Origin of the sequence: Ferrovibrio terrae (assembly GCF_943372915.1) — a bacterium.
GTDB classification, from domain to species: Bacteria; Pseudomonadota; Alphaproteobacteria; order Ferrovibrionales; family Ferrovibrionaceae; genus Ferrovibrio; species Ferrovibrio terrae_A.
On record NZ_CALSAN010000018.1, the window covers coordinates 1 to 12,227 of the forward strand.

12 protein-coding genes are annotated in these 12,227 nt (G+C 64.7%); 8 read left to right on the plus strand and 4 right to left on the minus strand.

What is annotated here, in order from left to right; all coding sequences use genetic code 11:
* Nucleotides 1–21: 21 nt before the first annotated feature.
* Entirely contained in the window at nucleotides 22–504 is a 483-nt protein-coding gene (locus tag AAG821_RS13440) for a hypothetical protein (RefSeq protein ID WP_341909780.1), read from the minus strand.
* A gap of 26 nt (nucleotides 505–530) precedes the next feature.
* On the minus strand, nucleotides 531–1,307 hold the full coding sequence (locus AAG821_RS13445; RefSeq protein ID WP_341909782.1) for a hypothetical protein: 777 nt from the start codon (nucleotides 1,305–1,307) through the stop codon (nucleotides 531–533).
* A 184-nt stretch (nucleotides 1,308–1,491) separates the two neighbouring features.
* On the opposite strand from AAG821_RS13445, the gene AAG821_RS13450 reads away from it, so the two are divergent.
* Genes AAG821_RS13450 through AAG821_RS13465 form a run of 4 tightly spaced genes read left to right on the plus strand, consistent with a single transcriptional unit; the run spans nucleotide 1,492 to nucleotide 6,204 of the window.
* The gene (locus AAG821_RS13450) at nucleotides 1,492–2,604 is read left to right on the plus strand and encodes a microcin C ABC transporter permease YejB (protein ID WP_341909784.1); all 1,113 of its coding nucleotides are present in this window, start codon (nucleotides 1,492–1,494) and stop codon (nucleotides 2,602–2,604) included.
* Nucleotides 2,605–2,609: 5 nt separating this feature from the next.
* Complete coding sequence (locus tag AAG821_RS13455) at nucleotides 2,610–3,647, plus strand: ABC transporter permease (protein WP_341910083.1); 1,038 nt, start codon at nucleotides 2,610–2,612, stop codon at nucleotides 3,645–3,647.
* Nucleotides 3,644–5,272: an ABC transporter ATP-binding protein gene (locus AAG821_RS13460; protein ID WP_341909786.1), complete on the plus strand. Its 1,629-nt coding sequence runs from the start codon at nucleotides 3,644–3,646 to the stop codon at nucleotides 5,270–5,272. The genes AAG821_RS13455 and AAG821_RS13460 overlap by 4 nt, the downstream gene beginning before the upstream one ends.
* 2 nt (nucleotides 5,273–5,274) lie before the next feature.
* Nucleotides 5,275–6,204, plus strand: a complete 930-nt coding sequence (locus AAG821_RS13465) for a glyoxylate/hydroxypyruvate reductase A (RefSeq protein WP_341909787.1) — start codon at nucleotides 5,275–5,277, stop codon at nucleotides 6,202–6,204.
* A 10-nt stretch (nucleotides 6,205–6,214) separates the two neighbouring features.
* On the opposite strand, the gene AAG821_RS13470 is transcribed toward AAG821_RS13465, so the two are convergent.
* On the minus strand, nucleotides 6,215–6,616 hold the full coding sequence (locus AAG821_RS13470; protein ID WP_341909790.1) for a hypothetical protein: 402 nt from the start codon (nucleotides 6,614–6,616) through the stop codon (nucleotides 6,215–6,217).
* Nucleotides 6,617–6,681: 65 nt separating this feature from the next.
* Nucleotides 6,682–8,856, minus strand: a complete 2,175-nt coding sequence (locus tag AAG821_RS13475; RefSeq protein WP_341909792.1) for a primosomal protein N' — start codon at nucleotides 8,854–8,856, stop codon at nucleotides 6,682–6,684.
* A gap of 113 nt (nucleotides 8,857–8,969) precedes the next feature.
* Here AAG821_RS13475 and fsa point away from each other — a divergent pair, with 113 nt between their 5' ends.
* From fsa to AAG821_RS13495, 4 genes are all read left to right on the plus strand, one after another.
* The gene (fsa, locus tag AAG821_RS13480; protein WP_341909794.1) at nucleotides 8,970–9,638 is read left to right on the plus strand and encodes a fructose-6-phosphate aldolase; all 669 of its coding nucleotides are present in this window, start codon (nucleotides 8,970–8,972) and stop codon (nucleotides 9,636–9,638) included.
* Between the two features lie 11 nt (nucleotides 9,639–9,649).
* A complete protein-coding gene (locus AAG821_RS13485; protein ID WP_341909796.1) occupies nucleotides 9,650–10,369 on the plus strand; it encodes a DUF484 family protein in 720 nt (239 codons plus the stop codon).
* On the plus strand, nucleotides 10,345–11,325 hold the full coding sequence (locus AAG821_RS13490) for a tyrosine recombinase XerC (RefSeq protein ID WP_341909798.1): 981 nt from the start codon (nucleotides 10,345–10,347) through the stop codon (nucleotides 11,323–11,325). Before AAG821_RS13485 ends, AAG821_RS13490 begins: the two co-directional genes overlap by 25 nt.
* A gap of 79 nt (nucleotides 11,326–11,404) precedes the next feature.
* The gene (locus AAG821_RS13495; protein WP_341909800.1) at nucleotides 11,405–12,205 is read left to right on the plus strand and encodes a DUF3750 domain-containing protein; all 801 of its coding nucleotides are present in this window, start codon (nucleotides 11,405–11,407) and stop codon (nucleotides 12,203–12,205) included.
* Nucleotides 12,206–12,227 lie beyond the last annotated feature (22 nt).

Below are 12,227 nucleotides of genomic sequence, written 5' to 3' on the forward strand. Positions count from 1 at the left end.
CAGCGCTAGGCGCTGCAGCGCCTAGCGCTGCCGCACCATACAGCGCAGTTCGCGGGGCCAGGTCACCGCCAGAATCCCCATCACACAGCCGATGACGTCCCCTCTGCCGCAAGGCAACGGATAATCGGGCAGCCAGATGCCGGCAGGCCCTGAATCGGCAATCACAATGGCATCGTCGCTCATTCCACTGACATAGCCGTAAGCGAGGGCGAAATCCTCACCCCTGGATTCATAACGGCCTGAAACCCGATATGTGTAATCGCCCGATGGCCAATCGAAAACGAGGTGACGGACCTGCCCACGATCGAGCCGGCCCTGCCAAACCTCGCCCTCGCCCGAGCCGCTCCGCATCCGCACCGAGAGGCCATCAATGGCCTCGCTGGAAACATTCATCAGCATCAGGTTGTGCCGGGCACAGGGCCCCAGGAGTACCAGCAGCACATAGAAAGGAATGGCAAGCAGGCAGGTTACGATGACAGCATCGACAAAACTGAATCGCGCCATTGTCAGTCCCACATAGCGGAAAAGGGTCAATAGGGCGACAGACGCAGCAAGCCTTGCCGCATGGCATCGCCGATCACCTCTCGGGGGTCACGATCACGATTTTCGGGCAACTGGGCCAAACTGCGACCGACATCATTATTGTAAAGATCCATCATGCGCTCGCCTGGAAGATTATCCCCGGACCGTTCATGCGCATCGCCAATCTTCTTGGCAACCGCGGCACCAAAATACTGCGTCATGCGATAGGACCAATAGGCATGGCGAAAGGCATCTGCCTCGTCATTCCATCGCTCATGATTGGGGAACTGTTGCTTGGTCACCTGCAAGGCTTCGGGCGCCAGATAGTTCCTGGTCCAGATCGCCTCCCGCGGATAGAGAGCCGCAGTCGCCTTCTCACCCAGGCCCTCTGGATCGAAATCAAGCCGGCGATACAGATCCTGCGGACTGCGCGGCACCTGATCGGGTGGCGGCAATGCCCGGTGCCGGCCGCCATCACCAGGCCGTGCCCGATAATGCTGCCGCACCTGCTCGCGCTGGCCGTCGCGCTGGCGGCCATAAGCATCGACATGCACAGGACCGCCGGCAGTCGGGCGCGGGCGGTCGACCTGATCGTCCCAGGGACGATACTGGCGCCCGGTCGCATCCCGTCGCGCCGGACCGGAATAGAGGCGGCGGAAACCGGCCTCCACCTCGCGCTGATAGGCCGGGTCGCGGCTGGTCGGATGCCAGTAGCGCGGGTCGCGCATCATCTGGCGCAGGGCGGTTTCGTCCAGGACCGCAGGCTCCCGCTGCAATGAGGGCATGTCGCCTCCCGCTCTGTTTAAGGAATGAATACGGCAGTATGTTCAATATTTGTTCTTATTGCAGGATATAGAACAAAAACGGAATACTCAAGTTGGAAAATGCCTGCGAAGCCGGGTTTGCGTCCGCCGGTCCGCTATGGTCAATTGAAGTCATTGATTCGCCAGACGGATACCGCCGCCTGCCATGCTCGCTTACATCCTCCGCCGCCTGCTGCTGATCCTGCCGACCCTGCTCGGCATCATGGTGATCAATTTCGCCATCGTGCAGTTCGCGCCGGGCGGCCCGGTCGAGCAGGTGATCGCCCAGGTCACCGGCACGGCGGCCGACACCACCGCGCGCATCTCGGGCGCCACCGGCGGCGAGACCGGGCCGGGCGCCGGTGCCTTTGCCCAGGCGGCCGAGGGCGTCAGCGCGCGCTATCGCGGCGCGCAGGGACTGGACCCGGAATTCATCAAGCGGCTGGAAAAGCAGTTCGGCTTCGACAAGCCGGCGCATGAGCGGCTGTGGCTGATGCTGAAGCAGTATGTGCAACTCGATTTCGGCGTCAGCTATTTCAAGGACCGGCCGGTGGTGCAACTGATCGCGGAGAAGCTGCCGGTCTCGATCTCGCTCGGCCTGTGGACCACGCTGATCGTCTATCTGATCTCGATCCCGCTCGGCATCGCCAAGGCGGTACGCGATGGCAGCCGCTTCGACATCTGGACCTCGGCTGCCATCGTGGTCGGCTATGCCATCCCCAGCTTCCTGTTTGCCGTGCTGCTGGTGGTGCTGTTTGCCGGCGGCAGTTTCCTGCAATGGTTCCCGCTCAGGGGACTGACCTCTGACAACTGGGCGCAGCTCAGCCTGTTGGGCAAGGTGACCGACTATTTCTGGCATCTGGCCCTGCCGGTGATCGCCATGGTGATCGGCGGTTTTGCCGGCCTGGTGATGCTGACCAAGAATTCCTTCATGGAAGAGATCAACAAGCTCTATGTGCTGACCGCGAAGGCCAAGGGGCTGAGCGAGGGCCGCGTGCTCTATGGCCATGTTTTCCGCAATGCCATGCTGATCGTGATCGCCGGCTTCCCCGGCGCCTTCATCGGCATCCTGTTCACCTCCTCGCTGCTGATCGAGGTGATCTTCTCGCTGGACGGGCTGGGGCTGCTCGGATTCGAGGCGGCCTTGAAGCGCGACTATCCGATCATGTTCGGCTCGCTGTTCATCTTCACCCTGCTCGGCCTGATCGTGAACCTGGTGTCTGACCTGATGTATGTGCTGATCGACCCGCGCATCGATTTCGAGAGCCGCGACGCCTGATGCAGATGGCCCCGATCAAACTCAGCCCGATCAACCAGCGGCGCTGGCGCAACTTCTGCAACAACCGGCGTGGCTTCTGGTCGCTGTGGCTGTTCCTCATCCTGTTCGTGCTCAGCCTGTTTGCCGAACTGATCGCCAATGATTCGCCGCTGCTGGTGAAATACGATGGCGGCTATTACTTCCCGGTGCTGAAGGCCTATCCCGAAACCACGTTTGGCGGCGATTTCGAGACCGAGGCGAAATACCGCGATGCCTTCGTGCAGGAGCTGGTGAAGGAAAAGGATGGCTGGATGGTGTGGCCGGCGATCCGCTACAGCTACCGCACCATCAATTACGACCTCGGCCGTCCGGCGCCTTCGCCGCCAAGCATAGAAAACCTGCTCGGCACGGATGACCAGGGCCGCGACGTGCTGGCCCGGCTGATCTACGGCTTCCGCATCAGCGTACTTTTCGGCCTGGTGCTGACCGCGCTGAGTTCGGTGATCGGGGTGATCGCCGGCGCCGTGCAGGGCTATTTCGGCGGCCTGACCGACCTGCTGTTCCAGCGCTTCATCGAGGTCTGGTCTGGCCTGCCGACCCTGTATCTGCTCATCATCCTGGCCAGCGTGGTACAGCCGAATTTCTGGTGGCTGCTGGGTATCATGCTGTTGTTCTCGTGGATGGCGCTCGTCGGCGTGGTGCGGGCGGAATTCCTGCGCGCCCGCAATTTCGGCTATGTGCGTGCCGCCCGCGCGCTCGGCGTCTCGGATATTTCCATCATGTTCCGCCACCTGCTGCCCAATGCCATGGTGGCGACCCTGACCATGATGCCCTTCATCCTGAATGGCTCGATCACCACACTGACCGCGCTTGATTTCCTCGGTTTCGGCTTGCCGCCGGGATCGCCGTCGCTGGGCGAGCTGCTCAGCCAGGGCAAGACCAACATCCAGGCCCCCTGGCTCGGCCTCACCGCCTTTGCCGTGCTGGCGGTGATGCTCAGCCTACTTATCTTCATCGGCGAAGCGGTGCGCGACGCCTTCGATCCGCGCAAGATCTTCAAATGACGGCGCCGCTGCTGGATGTCAAAGACCTGAGCGTGCGTTTCGGCCAGGGTGCCGGCGCGGTGGAGGCCGTGCGGCATGTCTCTTTCACCATCGCACGCGGCGAGACCGTGGCGCTGGTTGGCGAGAGCGGTTCGGGCAAATCGGTGACGGCACTGTCGGTGCTGCAGCTGCTGCCCTATCCGCTGGCCAGCCATCCGAACGGCGCGATCCACTTCGATAGCGAGGACATGCTGCAGGCCGGACCGGACCAGCTGCGGCGCATCCGCGGCAACCGCATCGCCATGGTGTTCCAGGAGCCGATGACCTCGCTCAACCCCCTGCACACCATCGAGCAGCAGGTCAACGAGGTGCTGTTCCTGCACAAGCGGCTGGACAAGGCAGCCGCGCGGGCCCGCACGCTGGAGCTGCTGCAGCTGGTCGGCCTGCCGGATGCGGAAAAGCGGCTGGGCGCCTATCCGCATCAGCTGTCGGGTGGTCAGCGCCAGCGCGTGATGATCGCCATGGCACTGGCCAATGAGCCCGACCTGCTGATTGCCGACGAGCCGACCACGGCACTGGATGTCACCATCCAGGCACAGATCCTGAAACTGCTGAAAGACCTGCAGCAGAAAATGGGCATGGCGCTGCTGCTGATCACCCACGACCTCAACATCGTGCGCAAGGTGGTCGACCACGTCTGCATCATGACCCATGGCGAGATCGTCGAGCAGGGCCCGGTGGCCCAGGTGTTCGGCCAGCCGCAGCATGCCTATACCCGCAAGCTGCTGGCCGCCGAACCCAAGGGCACGGCGGCAGTGGCCAAGATCGATGCGCCCGTGGTGATGGCCGCCACGGATGTGAAAGTCTGGTTCCCGATCACCGCCGGACTGCTGCGCCGCACGATTGGCCACATCAAGGCGGTGGATGGCGTCAGCTTAAGCGTGCGGGCCGGCGAAACGCTGGGCGTGGTGGGCGAAAGCGGTTCGGGCAAGTCGACGCTGGCCTATGCCCTGCTGCGGCTGCAGAAATGCGAGGGCAGCATCCGCTTCCGCGATACCGAGCTGCAGGGCCGCAGCTGGGGCGAGATGCGCCCCCTGCGCAAGGAAATGCAGATCGTCTTCCAGGATCCGTTTGACTCGCTGTCGCCGCGCCTGCCGGTGTTCGACATCATCGCCGAGGGCCTTGCGGTACACGGCATCGGCCAGACCGAGGCCGAGCGCCGCGCCATGGTGGCTGCGGCGATGACCGAGGTCGGCCTCGATCCGACCACCATGGACCGCTACCCGCATGAATTCTCCGGCGGCCAGCGCCAGCGCATTGCCATTGCGCGCGCCATCGTGCTGAAGCCGCATTTCATCGTGCTGGACGAGCCGACCTCGGCGCTCGACATGAGTGTGCAGGCGCAGATCGTCGACCTGCTGCGCGATCTGCAGAAAAAGCACGGCCTGGCCTATCTCTTCATCAGCCATGACCTGCGCGTGGTGCGCGCACTGGCCGACCGCGTCATGGTGATGAAGGATGGCAAGGTGGTGGAGGAGAACAGCGCGCAAGCCATCTTCACCGCACCGCAGACCGATTACACCAAGGCGCTGATCGCGGCCGCCTTCGATGTCGCGGTGCGCCATGAAACCGCCGTCAGGATGTAGCCTTGGCCGTCCTGATCTACACCAAGGCGCATGACCCGGCGGAATGGGCGGACGAGTTCAGGAAACTTGCCCCCGATCTCGACATCCGCCTGCATCCCAACACCGGCAATCCGAACGAGATCGAGGCCGCCGTGGTGGCCAAGCCGCCGCATGGCCTGCTGAAAAGCTTTCCCAACCTGAAACTGATCCATGCCTTCGGCGCCGGCGTCGATGCCATCCTCGCCGACCCCACCCTGCCGCGCCATGTGCCGCTGACGCGGGTGATCGACGACCGCCTGACCGTGGCGATGACCGAATATGTGCTGCTGCATGTGTTGCGCTTCCATCGCCAGGTCGATGCCATGGCGGCCAACCAGCGCAACAAATCCTGGAAATGGCTGCCGCCGGTGGATGCGGCCGAACGCGTGATCGGCATCATGGGCATGGGCACGCTGGGCGTGGCGGCGGCGCAGAAGCTGTCGCAATTCGGCTTCCAGCTGGTGAGCTGGAGCCGCAGCCTCAAGGCCGTCGATGGCGTCACCAGCTTCCATGGCGAGGAACATCTCGACAGCTTCCTGCGCCTGTGCAACGTGCTGATCTGCCTGCTGCCGCTGACGCCGCAAACCCGCGGCATCATCAGCCGCCGCACGCTGTCGCTGCTGCCGCGCGGCGCCTATATCATCAATGCCGCGCGCGGCGGCCATGTGGTGGAAGCCGATCTGCTGCATGCACTGGACAGCGAATGGCTGTCGGGCGCCACGCTGGATGTGTTCGACGAGGAACCGCTACGCGACAACCACCCCTTCTGGACGCATCCGAAGGTGACAGTGACGCCGCACAATGCCGCCGACAGCATCGCAGCCCAGGTGGCACCGCAGATCGTCGACAATATCCGCCGCATGCAGCAGGGCCAGCCGCTGCTACGCCAGGTGGATTACAGTCGGGGCTATTAGCCCCCTGCCATCATTCCCATTTCTTGAAAACGTCGACGAATTTCTCTTCGCCGCAGGCGATGAAGAAACCGCGCAGGGTGCAATTCTCGGACTCGCCCAGCCGCGACCGTGCCGCCTTCAGCGCCGGCAGCATTTCCTTGGCCAGCTGCTTGTCCTTGAAGCGCATGACCTCGCCCTGGGTGCGGGCGCCGTCGTAGAGCACACCGAGGCTTTCCTCGGAATTGATCTCGGGGCGCCGCTTGTAGAAGGTGTTCAGACTCTTCAGGCCGCCGGTCTTCTGGATGAACTGCACGAAATTGCTCAAGCTGGTATGGCGCTTGTCGGGCGCCGTTTCCTTGGCTTCGAAACAGCCTGCGAGCAGACCAACAGCGAGCAGCGCCGCGCCAAGCGCGGGCAGACGAACAGACCACATGGGTATTCTTCCCCTTCAGAGCGACCAACCACCCGGCCGCGTCGGCAACTTTAAACGGCCAAGGTTTAAAGAAAGCTATAGGGATCGATATCAACCGTGCGTTTTACACCTGACGGTAGTTTTGTTTTCGCCATCCATTCCCGCAAAGCGGCAGGCACATCGATTTCCCGCTCGGCCTTGAGCAACAGCCGCTCGCGATAGCGACCGCGCAGGTAATGCAGCGGTGCCGGCGCCGGCCCCAGCACTGAGAGCCCCCCACCGCGCGGCGCGACCCGCGCAAGCGCGCGGGCTGCCTGCTCCACCTCGGCCTGGTCAGTGCCGCTGATGATCACGGCGGCGAGACGGCCGAATGGCGGCATGCCAGCGCGCTGGCGTTCGGCCATCTCGGCGGCGAGAAAACCGGCGGTATCGTGGCGGCTGAGCGCGGCGATGACCGGATGCTGTGGATCGAAACTCTGCAGTAGCACGCGGCCGGGATGGGCGGCGCGGCCGGCGCGGCCGGCCACCTGGGTGAGCAGTTGATGCGTGCGTTCGGCGGCGCGCGGATCGCCGCCGGCCAGCCCCAGATCGGCATCGATCACGCCCACCAGCGTCAGCAGCGGGAAATGATGGCCTTTCGCCACGATCTGCGTGCCGATCAGGATGTCGATCTCGCGCCGTTCCATGCGCTCCAGCATCTCGCCGATCATGCGCGGGGTATTGGCGGTATCAGACGCCATCACCGCCAGCCGCGCATCGGGAAACAGCATGGCAGCTTCCTCGGCCAGGCGCTCGACACCCGGGCCGCAGGCCTTGAACTTGTCTTCTGCTTCGCATTGCGGGCAATTCTTCGGCAGGCGCTGCTGATGACCGCAGTGATGACATTGCAGGCGACCATGACGCTTATGCTCGACCAGCCAGGCGGCGCAGTTGGGACATTGCAGGCGATGGCCGCAGGCACCACAGAGCGTCAGCGGCGCATAGCCGCGGCGGTTGAGGAACAGCATCGCCTGCTCGCCGGCGGCAATCGTTTCGGTCAGCGCCGTCACCAGGGGCGCACTGATGAAGCGCTGCGTCGGCAGTCGCTCTTTGCGCATGTCGACAATCTGGATGCGCGGCAGGCTGGCGGCATTATGGCGTTCGGGCAGCACCGCATGGGCATAGCGGCGGCGCGCCACGTTATGCAGGCTTTCCAGCGACGGCGTCGCCGACGCCAGCACGACGGCAATACCTTCCAGCTTGGCGCGCACCACCGCCATGTCGCGGGCGTTGTAGATCACGCCTTCCTCCTGCTTGTAGGAGGCATCGTGTTCCTCATCGACCACAATGAGGCCGAGATCGGCGTAAGGCAGGAACAGCGCCGAACGTGCGCCGATGACGACTTTTGCCTCGCCACGGCTGATGGCGCGCAGGGTGGCCGCACGGCGGCCCTCGGCCATTTCCGAATGCCAGGCCCAGGCGGGGGCGCCGAAGCGCTGCTCGAAGCGATCCAGCGACTGCTGGGTCAACGCGATTTCCGGCAGCAGCACCAGCACCTGGCGACCGCGTGCCAAGGCCGCTGCCACGGCTTCGTAATACACCTCGGTCTTGCCGGCGCCGGTGACGCCTTCCAGCAGCGTGACGGAAAAATCCTGCGCTTCGGCCGCCGCACGCAGGGCGGCAGCGGCCTCCGCCTGCAGGGTATTCAGCGCACGGCCGTCACGGCGCCAGTCCGGCGCTGCGGGCGGGCGGAAGGCCGGCACCTGATCTGCCACCAGCGCACCGAGTTCCAAAAGTTTGCGCACCACCGCCTGCGAGACGGCGGCGGCTTCGGCCAGTTCGGTCACACTCAGGCCAGGCTGGTCGCGCACGATCTTCAGAACACGCTCACGCTGCTCACTGGCCTTCACACCGCTGGCATCGCCCAATCTCAACACCGCACGCACAGGCGGCGGCTCGATCAGGGCACGCGGTTCGGGCAGGCACATCTTCAGCACCGCGCCGGTGGGGTTGAGCGTATAGGCCGCCACCCAGTCGACCAGCTTGCGTAAGGCCTGCGGAATCGGCGGCGCGTCGCAGCGCCGCAGCACATCCTTCAGTTTCGCCTTTTCCGGCAGCGGCGCGGGCGTGCCATCCCAGACCACGCCGAGCGAGACGCGGTTGCCGATCGGCACCTCGACGATATCGCCGGGTGCAAGCGGACCCGCACTGCCAGCCCGGTAGGTAAAGGGCTCGGCCAGCGGCAGGGGCAGCAGGACGTGGATCAGATCGGCGTTCGTCAAGGGGGTTGTTCCGGTGGAACGGATGGTCCGGGTCGGGTATTGTTAACCATCCTGCTTATAGCATCGGCGGCTGATTCGGGCAGAGCCCGGGCCGCCTTGAGGAGTGATCGGGTATGAAATTTTTCGTCGATACTGCGGATATCGCCGAGATTGCCGAGCTGAACGACACCGGCCTGCTGGACGGGGTGACCACCAACCCGTCGCTGGTGGCCAAGACCGGCAAGGATTTCGTCACCACGATCAAGGATATCTGCAAGATCGTGAAAGGCCCGGTCTCGGCCGAGGTCACCGCCACCGATTATGCCGGCATGCTGGCCGAGGGCCGCAAGCTGGCAGCCCTGGCCACCAATGTCGCGGTGAAGGTGCCGCTGACCATGGATGGCCTGAAGACCTGCAAGACGCTGTCGGATGACGGCATCATGGTCAACGTGACGCTGTGCTTCTCGCCGGCACAGGCGATCATGGCCGCCAAGGCCGGCGCCACCTTCATCTCGCCGTTTGTCGGCCGGCTCGACGATATCGGCCAGGACGGCATGCAGCTGATCGCCGACATCGTGCAGATCTACAACAACTATGCCGATTTCAAGACCGAGGTGCTGGTCGCCTCGATCCGCCATCCGATCCACCTGATCGAATCCGCCAAGCTGGGCGCCGATGTGGCGACGCTGCCGCCGAATGTGCTGAAGGGCCTGGTCAAGCATCCGCTGACCGACAAGGGCCTGGAGGCATTCCTGGCAGACTGGAAGAAGACCGGCCAGTCGATCCTCGGCAACGACAAATAGGCGGGCTGCGCATGGCCGATGGCATCATAGCACCCTTTCCTGCCGCGCCCGGCCTGGCCGAGGCGGATGTGATCGCATGGCTGAAGCAGCATCCCGATCTGCTGACCCGCCATCCGGACCTGTGTGAAATCCTGCTGCCGCCGACGGCACCGCGCGGTGGCGACAATGTCGTCGACCTGCAGCGTTTCATGGTGCAGCGCCTGCAGGGCGAGTTGCATCGCGTGTCGCATGTGGGCAACGAGCTGCTGGATGCCAGCCGGCAGAACCTGTCGGCCACCCAGCGTGTGCATGCTGCCGTGCTGATGCTGCTGGAAGCGGGCAGCTTCGAGCATATGATCCATATGGCGACCCAGGACTGGACCGACCTGCTGGAGGTCGATGTGATCAGCCTGTGCGTCGAGGGTGATCCGGAAAAGATGAAGGACATCGCCACCGGCGGCGTCTTCGTCCTGCCCAATGGCGCCATCGATACCCTGCTGGGTGCCTTGCCCGCCGTGGCACGCGACAAATGCGACGCGGCCGACTGGCTCTATGGCCCGGCAGCGACGCTGGTGCGTTCGGACGCGCTGGCACGCCTCGATTTCGGCCCCAATGCGCCGCATGCCATGCTGGCGCTGGGTTCGCGCGAGGCCGACAAGTTCCAGCCGCACCAGGGCACGGAGCTGCTGCAGTTCCTCGCCGGCGTGCTCGGCCGTTCGGTGCGGGCATGGCTCGACCTGCCGCAGCCCTGAAAGCCTCAGAGGCAGACGAAGGCCTGCCGTTCTTCCTTGCTGCCGAGGATGTGAAGGCCGCGGCCGAAGCCTGGTATCGCTGGCTGGCCAAGGAAAAACGCTTCTCGCGCCACACGCTGCGCGCCTACGGCCAGGATCTGTCGGTCTATCTGTCATTCTTAAGCGAGCATCTGGGCGAACCGGCCAGCCTGGCCGATCTGCAATCACTGCGGCAGGCCGATTTCCGCGCCTATCTGAGCCATCGCCGCACCGATGGCGTCGGCGCCACCTCGGTGGCGCGCAACCTGAGCGCCGTGCGCAGCTTCTTCCGCCGCCTGCAGAAGGACGGCCGCATCGACAATGCCGCCGCCAACCTGATCCGCACGCCGAAGCGGCCGCACAGCGTGCCCAAGCCGTTGAGCGTGAATGCCGCGCAGCAGATGATCGACAGCGTGGACGAGGCTGATACCGCGCCATGGCTGCAGGCACGCGATGCCGCGATCCTGACCCTGCTCTGGGGCGCAGGCTTACGCCTGGGCGAGGCACTGGGTCTGGATGGCGACAAGATCCCACAAGGCGACAGCCTCACCGTCACTGGCAAGGGCAACAAGCAGCGCCTGGTGCCGATCCTGCCCGTCGTGCGCGAGGCCATCGCCGCCTATGTGAAACTCTGCCCTTACGCCATCGGCGGCGGCACGCCATTGTTTTACGGCGCCCGCGGCAAGCGGGTCGATCCAGCCATCATCCAGAAGGCCATGCGCAATGCCCGCCGGGCCCTGAACCTGCCGGAAACCGCCACGCCGCATGCCCTGCGGCACAGTTTCGCCACCCATCTGCTGGCCGCCGGCGGCGATCTGCGCACCATCCAGGAACTGCTGGGCCACGCCTCGCTGGCCACCACCCAACGCTATACCGAGGTGGACGCCGAGGCGCTGCTCCGGGTCTATGACAGTGCCCATCCGCGCGCCCGAGCCTGATTGAGACGGCAGTCACAGCGCCCTGTCCAAGCTTTGCCATAATTGGCCGACACTCTATGTTTGACCCCATAGGCCAGACATGACGCTCAAAATTTCACTCCGCCCCCGCCCCCTGATCCGCAATCTCCTGATCGCGCTGGCCGCCCTGATCGCCGTGCCGCTGATGGCCAGCGGCGCTTCCATCGCCACGGCCGAGCGCAAGCACTGGTCGACCGCGCGCTGGGACAGTGTCGGCCTGGCACCCGATCCGCTGACCGTGAAGGACGCGGTGATCCAGGTCTATGCCGCCCGGGTCTGGGGCTGGCGCGGGGCCTTCGCCGTGCATACCTGGGTGGTGGTGAAGCCGGCCGGTGCAGAGGCCTTTACCCGCTACGAGGTGGTCGGCTGGGGCGGTGCGCCGGTGCGCATCAGCAACCGCACCCCCGATGGCTACTGGGCCGGCAATGCCCCCGAGCTGCTGCATGACCTGCGCGGCCCGGCCGCCGCCGCCGCCATCCCGTTGCTGATCTCGGCGGCCGAACGCTATCCCGGCCGCAGCGGCTATGTGATGTGGCCCGGCCCCAATTCAAACAGCTTTGTCGCCTACCTGGCGCGTGAAGTGCCGGAGCTGGGGCTGCAACTGCCGCCGACCGCCGTGGGCAAGGACTGGCTCGGCACCACCACACTGTTTGCGCCCGCCCCGAGCGGCACCGGCTGGCAGGTCAACCTGCTGGGCCTGGCCGGCGTGACGGCGGCAGCCCGCGAGGGGCTGGAGCTGAACCTGCTCGGCCTGACCATCGGCATCGACATCCTGCGCCCGGCGCTGAAGCTGCCCGGGATCGGCCGCCTAGGCCTGCCGCTGCAGCCGCCCGCGGCCATGGCAACGGAAAATCCCCTTTAAGTAACCAGTAGTTGAGCTTCAG